General features: G+C 60.7%; 15 protein-coding genes and 1 pseudogene. 11 read left to right on the top strand and 5 right to left on the bottom strand.

Going from position 1 to position 16,325, the window contains the following annotated elements; all coding sequences use genetic code 11:
• The 3 genes and pseudogenes from L904_RS27785 to L904_RS14835 all read right to left on the bottom strand — a co-directional run.
• Positions 1-89 (bottom strand): annotated as a pseudogene (locus tag L904_RS27785) (sugar ABC transporter permease); the annotation flags it as partial.
• Between the two features lie 66 nt (positions 90-155).
• A complete protein-coding gene (locus tag L904_RS14840; RefSeq protein WP_020812280.1) occupies positions 156-1,433 on the bottom strand; it encodes a D-tagatose-bisphosphate aldolase, class II, non-catalytic subunit in 1,278 nt (425 codons plus the stop codon).
• Positions 1,430-2,437, bottom strand: coding sequence for a sugar kinase (locus L904_RS14835; RefSeq protein ID WP_035259835.1), 1,008 nt, complete (start codon positions 2,435-2,437; stop codon positions 1,430-1,432). The genes L904_RS14840 and L904_RS14835 overlap by 4 nt, the downstream gene beginning before the upstream one ends.
• Positions 2,438-2,749: 312 nt before the next feature.
• Here L904_RS14835 and L904_RS14830 point away from each other — a divergent pair, with 312 nt between their 5' ends.
• The 10 genes from L904_RS14830 to L904_RS14785 all read left to right on the top strand — a co-directional run bounded on the left by L904_RS14830 (position 2,750) and on the right by L904_RS14785 (position 13,091).
• Positions 2,750-4,063 carry a sugar ABC transporter substrate-binding protein gene (locus L904_RS14830; RefSeq protein WP_020812279.1) on the top strand — a complete coding sequence of 438 codons (1,314 nt, stop codon included), beginning with the start codon at positions 2,750-2,752 and terminating at the stop codon, positions 4,061-4,063.
• Between the two features lie 262 nt (positions 4,064-4,325).
• Positions 4,326-5,096: a galactitol 2-dehydrogenase gene (locus L904_RS14825; protein ID WP_020812278.1), complete on the top strand. Its 771-nt coding sequence runs from the start codon at positions 4,326-4,328 to the stop codon at positions 5,094-5,096.
• A gap of 16 nt (positions 5,097-5,112) precedes the next feature.
• A complete protein-coding gene (locus L904_RS14820; RefSeq protein WP_031234310.1) occupies positions 5,113-6,123 on the top strand; it encodes a D-altritol 5-dehydrogenase in 1,011 nt (336 codons plus the stop codon).
• A 116-nt stretch (positions 6,124-6,239) separates the two neighbouring features.
• The gene (locus L904_RS14815; RefSeq protein ID WP_031234309.1) at positions 6,240-7,253 is read left to right on the top strand and encodes a LacI family DNA-binding transcriptional regulator; all 1,014 of its coding nucleotides are present in this window, start codon (positions 6,240-6,242) and stop codon (positions 7,251-7,253) included.
• A gap of 260 nt (positions 7,254-7,513) precedes the next feature.
• Positions 7,514-8,872: an NAD(P)H-dependent oxidoreductase gene (locus tag L904_RS14810; protein ID WP_020812275.1), complete on the top strand. Its 1,359-nt coding sequence runs from the start codon at positions 7,514-7,516 to the stop codon at positions 8,870-8,872.
• 17 nt (positions 8,873-8,889) lie between these two features.
• Positions 8,890-9,192 carry a putative quinol monooxygenase gene (locus tag L904_RS14805; RefSeq protein ID WP_035259684.1) on the top strand — a complete coding sequence of 101 codons (303 nt, stop codon included), beginning with the start codon at positions 8,890-8,892 and terminating at the stop codon, positions 9,190-9,192.
• Positions 9,193-9,204: 12 nt separating this feature from the next.
• Positions 9,205-10,107, top strand: a complete 903-nt coding sequence (locus tag L904_RS14800) for an NAD(P)-dependent oxidoreductase (protein ID WP_020812273.1) — start codon at positions 9,205-9,207, stop codon at positions 10,105-10,107.
• Positions 10,108-10,129: 22 nt separating this feature from the next.
• Entirely contained in the window at positions 10,130-11,125 is a 996-nt protein-coding gene (locus L904_RS14795) for a DctP family TRAP transporter solute-binding subunit (protein WP_020812272.1), read from the top strand.
• 130 nt (positions 11,126-11,255) lie between these two features.
• Positions 11,256-11,807 (top strand): TRAP transporter small permease, encoded by a 552-nt coding sequence (locus tag L904_RS14790; protein ID WP_020812271.1) that lies wholly within the window; start codon positions 11,256-11,258, stop codon positions 11,805-11,807.
• Between the two features lie 3 nt (positions 11,808-11,810).
• Positions 11,811-13,091 carry a TRAP transporter large permease gene (locus tag L904_RS14785; RefSeq protein ID WP_020812270.1) on the top strand — a complete coding sequence of 427 codons (1,281 nt, stop codon included), beginning with the start codon at positions 11,811-11,813 and terminating at the stop codon, positions 13,089-13,091.
• Positions 13,092-13,115: 24 nt separating this feature from the next.
• Here L904_RS14785 and L904_RS14780 read toward each other — a convergent pair whose 3' ends face one another.
• Positions 13,116-14,012: a LysR substrate-binding domain-containing protein gene (locus L904_RS14780; protein ID WP_020812269.1), complete on the bottom strand. Its 897-nt coding sequence runs from the start codon at positions 14,010-14,012 to the stop codon at positions 13,116-13,118.
• Positions 14,013-14,097: 85 nt separating this feature from the next.
• Positions 14,098-15,306, bottom strand: a complete 1,209-nt coding sequence (locus L904_RS14775; RefSeq protein WP_020812268.1) for an MFS transporter — start codon at positions 15,304-15,306, stop codon at positions 14,098-14,100.
• 123 nt (positions 15,307-15,429) lie between these two features.
• Between L904_RS14775 and L904_RS14770 the strand changes: the two genes are divergently transcribed.
• Complete coding sequence (locus L904_RS14770) at positions 15,430-16,284, top strand: helix-turn-helix domain-containing protein (protein WP_020812267.1); 855 nt, start codon at positions 15,430-15,432, stop codon at positions 16,282-16,284.
• Positions 16,285-16,325 lie beyond the last annotated feature (41 nt).

Below are 16,325 nucleotides of genomic sequence, written 5' to 3'. Positions count from 1 at the left end.
GCCAGAGGCACGATCATCCACACCAGCAACAACAGCACCGATGGCGCAAGCATAACCCGCGCTAATCCGCTTGTGTTTCGGGTTGCCATGAGTTTCCCCTCCCTGACCGATACCCGCAACGTCTCCCGCCGGGGCATCCGAATTTAACGATTGTCTTAGTGACGATCTTCGCCGGTTGCCGCATGGTAGGTCGCTAGCACCTGATCCACTGCCGCGACCAGAACCTCCTCCATATCCTTTCCTGCAACTGCCGCGAGCGGCAATTCGCCGAGATACTGGCGCAGCAGGGGTTCGGGAATTGTCTTCCCATCCAGCGCCTTATGCAAGGCGGAAACGGCCGCAAGCGCTTCCGGACGCGTCCAGTAATAGCGGATGCGATCGCTGTAGCTGTAGTGGCGCTGCAATCGCAGCGTGATGTCATCGCCATGATAATGTCCGCGCCAGTCGCCGGGTGAGGAAAGCATCAGCTTCTCCATGGTCCGCGCCAAAGGACGGTCGCCATAGTCGCCGATCATCTCGGAGGCGATCATGTCGAGAGCGTAAAGTGCCTCGCGATAGGCGAAGGTCAGGCCGGGGCCTACTTTCAGGATGGGGTATCCATCGCATACCAATGTCGTGAGGGCGGCCTGCGTCTGGTAATCGGTGGAATGGGCCTCGAAGACCAGTTGCGGTTCGGCGTCCAGCACGGCGCTCAAGGCGGTGGCCGCTTGCGGGTCGTAAGCGACGACATTGTCGCTGCCGAATTCCACGCCGGGCTGCACGACAAAGGCGATGACCCGCTCGAACGCATCGGAAAGGCCGTGTCGCGCGAATATTTCGCGGTGAAGGTCGATCGTCTGGCGCGCTGCCTGCGGCTGCGTCGGCGCGACCGTGTCGAGCACATGGTCTGCCCCGCCCGGCACCGGCACCTCGGTGCCGAGAATATAAAGCGGTTTCGGCAGGCCGGCGGCCGTGGCGGCCTTTTCGGCGACGGCCGCAAGTTTGGCGGCGCGGTTGGCTATCGTGTCGTCGTCCAGCGCCGCCGGTTCACCGGCGCAGCCCATCGAGGCATCGAGATGGATCTTGCGAAAACCCGCCGTCACATAGGCCTCGACCATGGCGGCGGCTTTTGTCAGCGCCTCCTCGGCCGTTTCCTTGCGCCAGGGATTGGGGCCGAGATGGTCTCCGCCAAAAATCACCAGTTCGCGGGGCAACCCTTCTTCCTCGGCAATGCTGTTGACGAAGCTGACGAAGTCCCGTGGCGTCATGCCGGTATAACCGCCGAGATGATTGACTTGATTGCAGGTTGCCTCGATCAGCACCGGTGTCCTGCCGGCGGCGGCACGGCGGATTGCGGCGCGCAGAACAACGGGATGGGCGGAGCAGACGGAGGTTATGCCGGCGGGCTTGCCGGAGCGGCGCGCGGCGGCGAGATTTTCGAGTATATCGGTCACAGGATTTCCTCCGACAGTTGCGCGGCCAGAAAGGCATCGAGTTCGGAAAGGCTGGCGGCGCCCTCCATCGGGCCGCGGCGGGTGACATTGTGCGCGCCGGCGGCATTGGCATAGGCGAGCGCCTTTTGCGGGTGCATGCTGAGGCGGCGGCAGGTGAGGTAGGTCGCACCGAAACAGTCGCCGGCACCGGTCGGGTCGATTTCGCGGACCCGCAAGCCGGGGACGTCGATGCGCCCATGGGCGCGGCTGAAATGGCTTGCGCCATCCGCACCGCGCTTCAGCACGATCTCGCCGATACCGGAGGCAAGCAGCTTTTCGATTGCTGCCTCCTCGTCGTCCAGACCGGAGGCTGCCTGAAGCTCCTCGCCGGAGGGCAGGAGAAGATCGGTGACACCAAGCAGATCGTCGATCAGCCTGCGGCCGGCATCGCCCTGCGCCAGTTCCTTGCGGATGTTGGGATCGAAGGAGACCGAGCCGCCGCGCGCCCTGACGCGTCTGATGGCTTCGAGAATGATTTCGCCGATGCCGGCAATCGCGAAGGCCGATCCCATGACGTGCACATGGCCGGCTTTTTCGATAAGAGCCTGCGCTTCATCGGTCATATGCGTTTCGCTGGCCGCCGAATGGGCGATGTTGAAAACGAAGTCCCGTGCGCCGTTTTCCCGGTAACGCACGAAGGCGCTGCCCGTCGGCCGGTCGGCTATGGTGGCGATGGCCGATACGTCGACGCCGTCGCCGCGCAGCCTCTCGACATTGAGGCGGCCGAAATCATCGTCACCCACCGCCGCAATGATGCCGGCGGCTCCGCCGCAGCGCGCCACCTGATCGATGAAGATGGCCGGCGCGCCGCTCGGAAAGGGGCCGATCAGCGCCTGCGGCTCCAGAAAGCCGTCGCCCACCGTCGTCGCCATGATTTCCACGAGGATTTCCCCCGCCGTGATGGTCGGGCCTTTCGTGTGCGGCGCCAGTGCGGATGTCTGCCTCATCGTCTCCTCCATATGCATTCGGCTCCCGTCCTTTTGGCGGATGCAAATCCGCCGTCCCGAGGGCTTCTGATTTTCGGATATCATTCAAAAATTTACGCGCGTCAATATATGATATGATGAAAATTTTGTTGCATCGCAGCAAGCTGGACGCCCCTGGAAATAATTTTTTATGATATTATTCGCTTTAAAACAGTGGTTTATTGGTGGGCGCGACGATATCGCCATGCTCCGATTTATTTTCGGATGTTGACAAGAGAGCGGATTTCGCGAGATAAAAAATTTACGCATGTATTGTTATGCGTAGACATCCGTAAAGGAGGAGCGGGTCTCATGAGCAAATTTATTGGAATTCTGTCATCGTCCGTGGTTGGCATCGGCCTTTTCGCCGGTCTGGCGCAGGCGGAGGAAATCAACATCGCCACCGTCAACAATGGCGACATGATCATCATGCAGAAGCTTTCCAGCGCCTGGGAGAAGGAGACGGGCAACAAGATCAACTGGATCGTGCTGGAAGAGAATGTTCTGCGCGAACGCGTCACCACCGATATCGCCACCAATGGCGGCCAGTTCGACATCATGACCATCGGCGGATACGAGGCGCCGATCTGGGGCAAGCAGGGCTGGCTGGCGCCGGTCGACGATCTCGGCGACGACTACGATTACGCCGATCTGCTTGATCCGATCAAAAAGGGCCTGACTGTCGACGGCAAGCTTTACGCCGTGCCGTTCTACACCGAAAGCTCGTTCACGCTTTACCGCAAGGACCTGTTCGATGCGGCCGGCCTGAAGATGCCTGACAATCCGACCTACGACCAGATCAAGGATTTCGCCGCCAAGCTGACCGACAAGTCTAAGCAGCAATATGGCATATGCCTGCGCGGCAAGCCGGGCTGGGGCGAGAACATGGCTTTCCTCGGCACCATGATCAACACCTATGGCGGCCGCTGGTTCGACATGGACTGGAAACCGCAGCTGACGAGCGAGCCGTGGAAAAAGGCGATCTCGGATTATGTGGCGCTGATGACCTCCTACGGCCCGCCCGGTGCGGCCGCCAATGGCTTCAACGAAAACCAGACGCTGTTTTCATCCGGCCGTTGCGCCATGTGGATCGACGCCACTTCGGCGGCGGGCCGCGTTTATGACCCCAAGCAGAGCCAGGTTGCCGACAAGACCGCTTTCACGCGCGCTCCGGTGGAGGCGACGCCGAACGGCTCGAGCTGGTCCTGGTCGTGGAACCTTGCCATTCCGAACACCACGAAGAAGCTCGAAACCGCCAAGTCCTTCGTGAAATGGGCGACCTCGAAGTCCTATGTGAAGACGGTGGGTGAAAGCGAAGGCTGGGTGGCGGTGCCGCCGGGCACGCGCAAATCCACCTATGAGCTGCCGGAATACAAGAAGGCCGCGCCTTTCGCGGATACGGTGCTGAAGGCGATCATGTCTGCCGATCCGTCCAAGCCGACCAAAGATCCGGTGCCCTATACCGGTGTGCAGTTCGTCGCCATACCGGAATTCCAGTCCATCGGTACGATTGTCGGCCAGCAGATCGCGGCTGCCCTTTCCGGCCAGCAGACCGTCGATGCTGCGCTCGAAGGCGCACAGAAACAGGTCGAGCGTGATATGACCCGCGCGGGCTACATCAAGTAGCCGCGTCCTCCCGGCGTGCCGCCCGTTCGCCTTTCGGGGGCGGGCGGCATGGGTGGGGATTGAGGGCCAGTTCTTCCCTCATTCCTGTGCCTGTCACAGGAATCCAGTCAGCCCAAGTCTTTGGGCTGGAAGGACTCTCTCGCCGCGCAGACGCGTGTCGGCTGGATTCCTGTGACAAGCACAGGAATGAGGCGAGTGAGGAAAAGCATCTAACAACAAACGGGCATGGCCAGATTACCCACCATGCATCACGGAGATCGACATGAGATTGAACAACAAGGTCGCGCTGATTACCGGAGCCGCCCGCGGCATCGGCCTTGGTTTCGCGCAGGCTTTTGCCGATGAAGGTGCGAAGGTGATTATCGCCGATATCGATATCGCCCGCGCGACGGCTTCCGCCGCCGCCATCGGCCCTGCAGCCAAGGCCGTGAAGCTGGATGTGACCGATCTTTCCGAGATCGACGCCGTGGTGAAGGCGGTGGATCAGGAATTCGGCGGCATCGACATTCTCGTCAACAATGCCGCGATCTTCGATATGGCGCCGATCAATGGCATTACCGAACAGAGTTATGAGCGGGTCTTCGACATCAATCTCAAGGGGCCGCTGTTCATGATGAAGGCGGTTTCCAATGTGATGATCGAGCGGGCGCGCGGCGGCAAGATCATCAATATGGCGAGCCAGGCTGGCCGGCGCGGCGAGGCGCTCGTCACGCTTTATTGCGCTTCCAAGGCGGCGATCATTTCGGCCACGCAGTCGGCGGCGCTCGCGCTCGTCAAGCACGGCATCAATGTCAACGCCATTGCGCCCGGCGTGGTGGATGGCGAGCACTGGGAAGTGGTCGATGCGGAATTCGCCAAATGGGAAGGCCTGAAGCCGGGTGAGAAGAAGGCGGCGGTGGCGAAATCCGTGCCGATCGGCCGTTTTGCGACGCCCGATGACATCAAGGGGCTTGCGGTTTTCCTCGCCTCTTCCGACAGCGATTATATTCTCGCCCAGACATATAATGTCGACGGCGGCAACTGGATGAGCTGAAAAGCCGGAGATGACCATGCATGCCATTCAATTCGTCGAGAAGGGACAGGCCGTTCTGGCGGAAGTTCCCGTTGCCGATCTTCCGCCGGGCCACGCGCTCGTGCGGGTCAAGGCTTCGGGGCTTTGCCATACCGATATCGACGTTCTCCACGCGCGTTATGGCGACGGTGCCTTTCCGGTCATTCCGGGGCATGAATATGCCGGTGAAGTCGCGGCCGTGGCCGCCGATGTGACGGGCATAAAGACCGGCGACCGGGTGGTGGTCGATCCCAATCTGCCCTGTGGCACCTGCCCGAGTTGCAGGAAGGGGCTGACCAATCTTTGCAGCACGCTGAAGGCCTATGGCGTTTCCCATAATGGCGGTTTCGCGGAATTCAGCCTGGTGCGCGCCGATCACCTGCATGGCATCGGTTCCATGCCCTATCATGTCGCGGCATTGGCCGAACCGCTTGCCTGCGTCGTCAACGGCATGCAGAGCGCGGGTATCGGCGAGAACGGAACGGTGGCTGAAAATGCGCTTGTTTTTGGCGCCGGTCCCATCGGCCTGCTGCTTGCGCTGTCGCTGAAAGCGCGCGGCATCGAGACGGTGACGATTGCCGATATCAACGAAAGCAGGCTGGCTTTTGCCGAAGGTCTCGGGCTTAAGGTGGCGGTTTCCGGTTCGGAAGCACTGCTGCGGCAACAGAAGTCTCTCGATGTCGTGGCCGATGCGACCGGCATTGCCCCCGTTGCGGAAGCGATGATCCCGCTGGTTGCCGATGGCGGCACCGCGCTGTTCTTCGGCGTCTGCGCGCCGGATGCCCGCATTTCGGTCGCGCCCTTCGAAATCTTCCGGCGTCAGCTGAAGCTTGTCGGTTCGCATTCGCTGAACCGCAACATACCGCAGGCGCTCGCCATTCTGGAAACGGATGGTGATGTCATGGCGCGGCTCGTCTCGCACCGGCTGCCGCTTTCGGAGATGCTGCCGTTCTTTACGAAGAAACCATCCGATCCGGCCACCATGAAAGTGCAATTTGCAGCCGAATGATCGTTTGGTGGTTGATAACCGCAGTCGACCGGCTTTTCGTGCGAAGGCCGGTCGATATAAAGTACCACATGTAATATCTCATGGGGGCAAGCACTTTGGCCAAATCTATCAGGACGATGGAAGAGTTTTCGGAATTCGTCGGCCTTTCGCGCCCGACTGTTTCGAAATACTTCAATGATCCGGCCTCGGTCCGCAAGAAGACGCGGGATGCCATCGAGGATGCGCTGAAGAAATCGGGCTTCAGGCCCAATATTTTCGCCGTCAATCTCAACCGCCGCCGCTCCAATATCATCGGCATCATCATCCCGAATTCCACCGATCCTTTCTATATGGCGCTGACGAGCCGCATCGAGCTCATCGCCAACGAGGCGGGCTTCCTTGCTTTCGTGCTGTCATCGGATGGCAAGGCGGAAATCGAAGACCGCGCCATCCGCACTTTCAAGTCGATGAATGTCGCCGGCGCGATCATCGCGCCGCTCGGGGTCAAATCCCACCGCGCCACGCTGGAGCAGCTCGCCGCCAGCATTCCGATCGTTTATGTCGATTCACCGCTGGACGAGACCTCGGCCTTTGTCGGCACCGACAACCGCCAGAGTGTCGGGCTGATGGTGGATTATCTCTGCCGCTCGGGCGAGCCGCCCTGTTTCTTCGACATGCCGCAGGTCAATACCAATGCCGCCACGCGTCGCACCGCCTATGAGGAGGCCATGCGGCGCCTTGGTTTTGAGCCGCAGGTGATCAACGTTCCGGATATTGTCACCTGGGATTTCGAGCGTTTTGCCTTCGATGAAGCGGGCAGGTTGCTGGAAGGGGCGGGGTCTCTGCCATCGCGCACCATTCTGTGCGCCAATGACCGTATCGCCTTTGGCGTCATCGCCGCCGCCTTCCAGAAGGGCATCAGGGTCGGCCATGGTGCGGATTATGACCTCAGGGTCGCAGGCCATGACGATCATCCGCTGTCGCGTTATGCCTGCCCGCCGATTACCACGGTGGCGCAGAACTATAACGAGATCGGCAGGCTGTCGATCGAGCTTCTGTTGCAGAAGCTCGATGAGGAGCCGGATGACACAACGCGGATGCGCGAGCGCATTCTCCTCAGCGCCGATCTGATGCTGCGCAAATCGGCCTGATAATTTGTTAGATAAGCTAAACAAAGAATCTGATTTTCTAAATAGAACTAATATTTGAACGCTCCTACTCTGTTCTCAAGGTTGCTTTGGGAGGCGACCGCGAGAGCCGGCGCAAAGGCGTGCCGGTATCCGGGAGGAACGTTGGATCGTCATGCCGTCGGTGCCGCGAGGGGAGCCTTCGCTGCCTCGGTGTCGCATGGCCTTCGCCGGGCTGACTGGACATTCTCGCCAGCAATTTCCCCAGCGAAGGATGTCAAAACATGAATCTCTATTCTCTTCTGTCAGAGCGTGCAGCCGGCGGCAGGCCTGTGCGGGTCGGTCTCATCGGCGCGGGCAAGTTCGGCTCCATGGTGCTGGCGCAGGCGCAGCGCATCGCCGGTTTCCACATGGTCGCCGTCGCAGACCTCAATGTCGGCAAGGCGAAGGAATCGCTGGATCGCGTCGGCTGGCCGAAGGAGCGTTACGATGCGAAGAGCTGCGCCGAGGCGCTGAAGAGCGGCAAGACCTATGTGACCGACGATGTGAACGAGCTTTTCGCCTGCGGCGAGATCGAATGCGTGATCGAGGCCACCGGCCATCCGCTGGCCGGCGCGCGCCATGCGCTGGGCGCCATCGACCACAACAAGCACGTCGTCATGGTCAACGTCGAAGCCGACGTGATGGTCGGGCCGATCCTTGCCGAGAAGGCCCGCGCCAAGGGCCTGATCTATTCGATGGCTTATGGCGATCAGCCGGCGCTGATCTGCGAACTGGTCGACTGGGCGCGCGCCACCGGTTTCGAGGTCGTCTCCGCCGGCAAGGGCATGAATTTCGAGCCGCGTTACCGTTATTCGACGCCGGACACGGTCTGGGGTTATTTCGGCTGGACGGACGAGGAAGTGGCCAAGGGCGACTTCAATCCGAAAATGTACAATTCCTTCACCGACGGCACCAAGGCGGCCATCGAAATGGCGGCCGTCGCCAACGGCACGGGGCTGGATTGCCCGGATGACGGTCTGGCCTTCCCGCCCGCCGGCCTGCACGATCTCGCCCGCGTCTTCCGTCCCGCTGCCGATGGCGGCCGCATGGCGCGCTCCGGTCTCGTCGACATTGCCGCAAGCCAGGAGCCTGATGGACGCGAGGTGTTCAACAACATTCGCTATGGTGTTTTCGTCACCTTCAAGGCGCATAATGAATATGCCCGCGCCTGCTTCAAGCAATATGGACTGCTGACTGACCCGTCCGGCTGGTACGCCTCCATGTGGCGCCCGTTCCACATCATCGGTCTCGAAACCTCAATCAGCGTGCTCTCCGCCGTGCTGCGTAACGAAGCCACCGGTTGCTCGAAAGAATTTCGCGGCGATGCCGTCGCCACGGCGAAGAAGGATATGCAGCCCGGCGAGATGCTGGACGGCGAGGGCGGATACGCGGTCTGGGCGAACGCCATTCCGGCCACCCGCAGCCTTGACATCAAGGCGCTGCCGATTGGTCTTGCGCATAATGTCAAGCTGAAGCGCGCGATCAAGAAGGACCAGATCGTCAGCTTCGACGATGTGGAGCTGGTGAACGACCTCGATGTGGTGAAGCTGCGTCAGGACATGGAAAACCGCTTCCGTCCGCAAAAAGACGCCGCTGCGTGATGGACGGAGAACGGGACATGCCGAAGGGAGCTTTCGTGGTAATCGCGGAATTTCGGGTAAAGCCCGGTTCAATGGATGCCTTTCTCGACGCCGCGCGCGATGACGCCACCCATTCGGTTCAGGATGAACCGGGTTGCCGGCAATTCGACGTGGTGCGGCCGGAAACGGGGAATAATGTGGTGTTCTATGAGGTCTACGACGACCGGCAGGCTTTCGACGATCACCTCAAAACACCGCATCTCGACCGGTTTCGCGAGGCGTTTCCCGCCCTTATCGATGAAGAACTGCCGGTGCGTTTCCTGAACCGGCAATGGCTTTGAAGGATGGGGACGATGGCAGATATTCGCCGGATCGCCGTTATTGGAACGGGTATCATGGGTGCTCCCATGGCGGCGCGTCTGGTGGAGGCCGGATTTTCCGTCAAGGTCTGGAACCGCAGCGCTGAAAAAGCTGCGGTTCTGGCGGAGAAGGGCGTGCTGGCGGCGGCAACGGCTGCCGAGGCTGTGTCTGAAGCGGATGCCCTGCTCTGCATGCTGAGTTCCGGGCCGGTCTGCAACGAGGTTCTGCTCGGCCCATCGGGCGTCGTTTCAGCCATGAAGCCCGGCGCGGTGTTGCTGGTCATGAGTTCCATTCCCGTCGAGACCGCAATGGAACAGGCGGAGGCAGCCAGGGCATGCGGGGTCAGATATGTCGATGCGCCCGTATCCGGCGGTGAAAAGGGAGCGATCGAAGGAACGCTCGCCATCATGGCCGGCGGCGAACAGCAGGATGTGGATGCGCTCCGGCCGCTCCTCGGTTGTCTGGGGCGCGTCACCCATGTCGGCCCGGTGGGCTGCGGTTCTCTGGCCAAGCTCGCCAACCAGCTGATCGTCGCCTCGACAATCTGCGCCGTCGCCGAAGCTCTCACCCTTGTGGAAGAGGGCGGAGCAGACCCGGCGCAGGTGCGCCACGCCCTGCTCGGCGGCTTTGCCGATTCCACCGTCTTCCGCCAGCACGGAAAACGCATGGTGGAAGGCGATTTCCGTCCCGGCGGACCGGCGAAATATCAGGTGAAGGATACGTCCACGGCGCTGGCCTTCGCCAGAAATCGGGGCCTCAGACTACCGGTTGGCGAGGAGGTTGACCGGCTGTTCCGCTCCATGGTCGAGCATGGCGCGGGCGAGCTTGATCACAGCGGTGTGATCCTTGAAATTAAGCGCATGAATGCGTTCGGAGGAACGCTCGAAACTGTTTGAGAGACAACAAAGGGAGGAACACATGAAAATTTCAAAACTTTACGGGCTGGCTCTGGCCGCCACCATGCTCGTGGCATCCATCGCACAGGCGGAAACGCTGACACTTTCGACACCCGATGCGGATACGTCCGAAATCACGCTCGCCGCCAACAAATTTGCCGAGATCGTTTCGAAAAAGACCGACGGCAAACTCAAGATCAAGGTGTTTCCGAACGGCACGCTTTATGGCGGCGATCCCTCGGCGGGCGTCAAGCAGCTGGCCGGCGGTTCGCTGGACATGCTGTTGAACTCGACCTCGCTTTACGCGACCTTCAATCCCAAGTTCACGGCCATCGCCATTCCTTACCAGTTCCGCGATATCGACCAGCTCAGGGTCTATCTCGACAGCGATCTCGGCAAGGAGCTTTCCACCGATCTCAGCAAGATCGGCATTCTCGGGCTCGATCTCTGGTCGCGGCCGCTGCGCCAGATCACCAATTCCAAGGCGCCGATCAAGTCGCCGGCCGATCTCAAGGGCATGAAGCTGCGCGTGCCGAACAATCCGCTCTGGGTCGAATTCTTCGGCGCCATGGGGGCGGCTCCGACGCCGATGGCCTTTGCCGAGGTCTATAATGCTCTCCAGCTCAAGGTCGTCGACGGACAGGAAAATCCGGTCAACGTGCCGGTCAGCGCCAAGCTTTACGAAGTGCAGAAGTATCTGACGATCAGCAACCATATTGCTGACGCCTGGGTGCTGGGAATGAACCCGGCCCGCTTCGAAGGTCTCGATGAGAACTTCAAGACCGCGCTGAAGGAGGCCGCCACCGAGACCGAAGCGTGGAAGGCGCAGAACGACGCTGCCGATATCGACAAGTCGCTCGAAACGCTGAAGAAGAACGGCATGGAGGTGAACACGCTGACGGACGACGAGCGCAAGGCTTTCGTGGCGGTGGCGGCCGGGCTTTCGGCAAAGTTCTCCGCACTGGTGAAAGATCAGGCGTTCTTCGACAAGACGCAGGCTTTCCTCAAGACGAACTGACGTTTTCGCACAGGGAAGGCCGGGTTTTTATCCGGCCTTCCCCAACGTCAGGCAGGGTTGTCTTGCCGTTAGGGCAGGGTGGCATTCGTTTTTACCGGATATCCGGTTTCAGCAGTGGAAGGGTATTGTCATGAACGATACGAAACCTTCGGTGCTCGGCACCATCGTTAAAGTCATCGCCGATGTGGCCGCAGGGGCGGCCTGTGCCGGCATTCTCATCGTCGTTCTTCTTCAGGTCATCGGCCGCCTTGCCGGCAGCCCGCTTCCCTGGACGGAGGAGGCGACGCGTTTCCTCTTCATCTGGATGGTGTTTCTCGGCCTCGCCGCCGGCTTCCGCACCGTTGAAAGCGCCCGTGTCGTGGTGTTTCTGGTGCTGTTTCACCGCTTCTTCCGGCGGCTGGCGGTGCCGATCTATGTCGGTTCCTCGGTATTCTTCTTCGGCATGATGGGCTGGACGGGTCTGACCCTGGTGCGCCAGCAGATCATGATGAACGAGACCGCCGCCACCTTGCCGATCCCCATGTGGACCATCGGCATTGTCTTGCCGGTCTCCGCCATCATCGCCGTGCTGGCCATCATCGAATCGCTGCGCAGCCGCCGGGAGCTCATCGCGCTTCCCGAACTTGGTCTGCCGGCGGATGAGATCGCCCATGCCGATATTTCCATTTCAGCAGGACATTGAGCCATGTCGGTCTTTCTTCTCGTCGCCTTTTTCGGTCTCAGCATGCTCGGCGTGCCGCTCGCCATCGCTCTGGCGCTCGCCAGTGTCGGCACGCTGTGGCTCTTCACCTCCATGCCCATGGACCTGCTGTCGCAGACGATGTTCTCGTCGATGAACTCCTTCCTCCTTGTCGCCGTGCCGCTTTTCATCCTTGTCGGCACCGTCATGGAACGGGGGCGTGTGGCGGAGCGCATCTTCGATTTCGCCGAGGCCATGGTCGGCTGGCTTCCCGGCGGGCTCGGCCATGTCAACGTCATCTCATCGGTGATCTTTTCCGGCGTCTCCGGCTCCTCCGTCGCCGATATTGCCTCGGTCGGCGCCATCGAGATCAAGGCGATGGAACGCCATGGATTTCCGAAGGGTTATGCCGTCGGTATGACGCTTTGCACCTCGACGCTCTCCTCGATCATTCCGCCCTCGATCCTGATCGTGATTGCCGGCTCCATCGCTAATGTGTCGATCGGCACGCTGCTGATCGCGGGTCTGGTGCCCGGCCTCTTCATCGCCTTCGCCTTTCTGGTCTTCAACCACTTCTATTCGGTGCATTACGGTTACAATCCGCCGACACCGTTCAATTTCCGCCTGGTGGTCGTCACGGGCCTGCGCGCCATCCTGCCGATGCTGACGCCGCTGATCCTCATCATCGGCATCGCCAGCGGCCTGTTCACGCCGACGGAGGCCGCAGCCATCGCGGTGGTTTATGTGGCGGTGCTCGGCGTCATCGTTTACCGCACCCTGCCGGTACGCGAGCTGCCGGAAATACTGATCTCGACGGCACGTATCTCGGGAACCATCCTGTTCATCGCCGCCACCTCGCAGCTCGCCGCCTGGGTCTTCACCTTCGATGGCCTGCCGGAACAGGTCGCTGATCTCCTGAAGGCCATGAACCTCGGGCCAATGACCGGCATGCTCGTCATCTTCGTGTTCCTGCTCATCATCGGCATCTTCATGGAAGCGATCCCGGCGATGTTCATCCTCATCCCGGTGCTGATGCCGCCGGTGGAGGCGCTGGGCATCGATCCGATCCATTTCCTGATTGTGACTGTTATGACGCTGACGCTCGGGCTGGTGACGCCGCCGGTGGGGGTCTGCCTGTTTGCGGCGGCACAGGTGGCGAATATGAAGATCGAGGATGTCATTCGCGGTTCGCTGGCGCCGATGACGGTGCTGACGCTCGCCATCTTCGCGCTGGTGCTTTTCCCGGTGCTGACGCTCGGGCCGATACGGCTGATGGGGCTTTATTGAAACGGGAAGAACGGAACTGAAAAATCAGACAACGCGACGGGCACGCCACTCGTCGCGTTGTTTTCGCATCCACTCCAGAAACAGCATGACTTTTCTCTGCCGCAGATGGGAATGCGGGCAGACGATCCATTGGGTGACGAGCTTGATGCGCGGTGCGTCCGTCACGGCCGGGATCAGCATTTTGTCCTGCAGCTCCCGCTCCATCATCAAGGTGCTTTCCAACGCCACGCCGATGCCGAGAACGGCGGCATCGATGGCCATGTGGCTGCGGTCGAACAGGACCCGCTGCCAGCGCTTTTCGGCTGTCACGCCAGCCAGCGGGAACCAGTGGTTCCATTGCGCCTGCGCCTTGACTGAATGAATCAGCCGCTGGTTCTGCAATTCCTCGGGCAGAAATTTACCCGCACCGGGATACTTCGGCGAACAGACCGGCAGGAATTCCTCCTCCACCAGCCCTTCCACGAAGAGGCCCGGCCAGCGGCCATCGCCGTGGCGCAGCTCTATATCGACAAGTTCCTGGGAAAAATCCGTCGGCTCGTTGGTGCCGTCGAGGCGCACTTCCAGTTCCGGGTGTTCCTCCAGAAACGAGCCGAGACGCGGCAGCAGCCATTTGTTGGAGATGGTCGGCGTCGCCCGGATCGTCAGCGTGGTGACCGAGCGGAAGCCGCGAATACTGTCGGTGGCGTCTGATATCTGTTCGATCTGGGCGGTGATCATCGAGAAATAGCGTTCGCCCGCTTCGGTCAATGTCACCTTGCGGCCGGTTCGCGCCATCAGGGTCGTGCCGAGCTGGCCTTCCAGCAACTGGATCTGCTGGGAAACGGCCGATGGTGTGACGCTCAGTTCCTCCGCCGCCCGGGAAATGCTGCCTGCCCTTGCCGCGGCGTGGAAAACGAGGATCGATTTTATCGGGATTTGCATGGGCAGGGCTTTGCTCAACGGAATACGGCGGTCACCTGAGTATCACAGGTGACCGCCGTGTTGAAAAGCGTTGAAGGCTCAGCTTTTAGCGGTGGCTCGGCAGTTTCGGCAGGAACACCGTGAGCAGGCCGAGCAGCGGCATGTAGGAGCAGATGCGGTAGACGAATTCGATACCTTCCTTATCCGCATAAACACCCAGAACCGCAGCGCCGATGCCGCCGAAACCGAAGGCGAAACCGAAGAACATGCCGGCGATGAGGCCGACGCGGCCCGGCACCAGTTCCTGCGCGAACACGACAATGGCCGAGAAAGCGGAGGAGAAGACGAAGCCGATGACGACGACGAGAATGGCCGTCCAGAACAGGTTGGCATAGGGCAGCAGCAGCGCGAAGGGAATGACGCCGAGGATCGAGAACCAGATGACGACGCGCGAGCCGAAACGGTCGCCGATCGGGCCACCGAAGAACACGCCGAGCGCCGAAGCCCCGAGGAAGAGGAACAGCAGAACCTGCGCATCCTGTACGCCAAGGCCGAACTTGTCGATGGTGTAGAAGGTGAAGTAGCTGGACAGGCTGGCGAGATAGGCATTCTTGGTGGCGGTCAGAACCACCAGCACCAGAAGCGTCATGATCACCGTGCCACGGGCAAGGGGAAGGGTGCGGCTGGCCGGCGCCTTGCCGACCGTTGCGCGGCGGTGGCGGGTGTACCAGACGCCAACCCAGGAAAGCACGCCAAAACCGACGAGCGCGATCAGCGAGAACCAGCTCAGACTCGACTGCCCGAGCGGGATGACGATGAAGGCGGCGAGCAGCGGGCCGATGGCCGTGCCGGTATTGCCACCCACCTGGAAGAAGGATTGCGCCAGACCATGGCGACCGCCGGATGCGAGACGCGCCACGCGCGAGGCTTCCGGATGGAAGATCGCCGAACCGATGCCGATGAGGCAGGCGCCGATCACCAGAACCTCGAAACTATGGGCAAAAGCAAGCGTGATGAGGCCGGCGCAGGTGGACAGCATGGCGACGGGCAGGGAAAACGGCATGGGCCAGCGATCCGTCACCATGCCAACGACCGGCTGCAGCAGCGAGGCGGTGACCTGAAAGGCGAAGGTAAGCAGGCCGATCTGCATGAAATCGAGCGCGTAATTCGCCTTCAGCAGCGGATAAAGCGACGTCAGCAGCGATTGCATGATGTCGTTCAGCATGTGGCAGAAGCTGGCGGCTGCGATGATCGAAAACGCCGTGCGTTGCGGATTGAACCCGGTGCTGGTGCTGGCGCTGGTAACAGTGGCCATGATGAAGTCCTCTTCGGTTCCCGGCGGAAGGCGGGAAACATGTCTTTATTTCTTCCCGCTTTTATTCATATTGTTTCTGGCCTGCATCTTTGCTCTGGACGATTTTCTTTGTGAGTGGGCCAAATGGCAAAAAACAATTCCATGATCTTCGGCTCCTTTTCTGCCGAAGACCACAACTACATGCTGAATTTGATCGATGGCACCAACGAGCCGGTGCTGGCGATTTCCCGCACCTATGCCAAGGGACATCGCGCACCGGTCCACAGCCATCTGCGGGCGCAGATCTGGCATGCTCGCAGGGGCGTGGTTCTGGTCAGCACCGCCGATGGTCGCTGGATGATACCCCCCGGCCATGGGCTGATTATTCCCGCCGGCCTGGAACACGAGTCGGAAACCATATCGACGGTGGAAATGCAATCGATCTATGTGCATCCCGACTTGTTTCAGGCGGAAGTGCCGCGGGTGGTGGAAATCACCGATCTCGCCTCAAGCCTGATTGCCGAATTGCTGGGCGAAGAGCATGAGCCACCCGCTTTCCATCGGCGCGGTCTGGTGCGGGCGCTGTTGCTGGACGAGATCAACCGCCTGCCGGACCGGCCGCTCGGATTGCCTTTTCCCGATAACGAGCGGCTGGCGGCGCTGTGTCGTGATTTCCTGAAAAAGCCGGTGGCGCGGGTGGAGATAGAGGACTGGGCGGCGGCCATGGGCATCAGCCGGCGCTCGTTTACGCGGCTGTTCCGCAAGGAATTGGGGTTAAGTTTCGTCACCTGGCGCCAGCAGGCCTGTATCTTCGCCTCCCTGCCGAGACTGGCGGCCGGCGAAGCGGTGACGAATGTGGCGCTGGATGCCGGTTATGAAAACATCCCGGCTTTCACCACCATGTTCCGGCGAATGCTGGGCAGTTCACCAAGGGCCTATCGGCAGGCGGCGCGGCAGCGCGGGGGAGCTTTTTCCGACTTGGAAGATATAGGAGACTAGGCTTAACGCTCCTCATCCCTGTGCTTGTCACAGGGATCCAG

The sequence above is a fragment of the Agrobacterium sp. LY4 genome, from assembly GCF_001526585.1.
Classification (GTDB): Bacteria; Pseudomonadota; Alphaproteobacteria; order Rhizobiales; family Rhizobiaceae; genus Agrobacterium; species Agrobacterium leguminum.
Note: the sequence above shows the minus strand (reverse complement) of the source record. Positions and strands in the feature narration are given on the sequence as shown.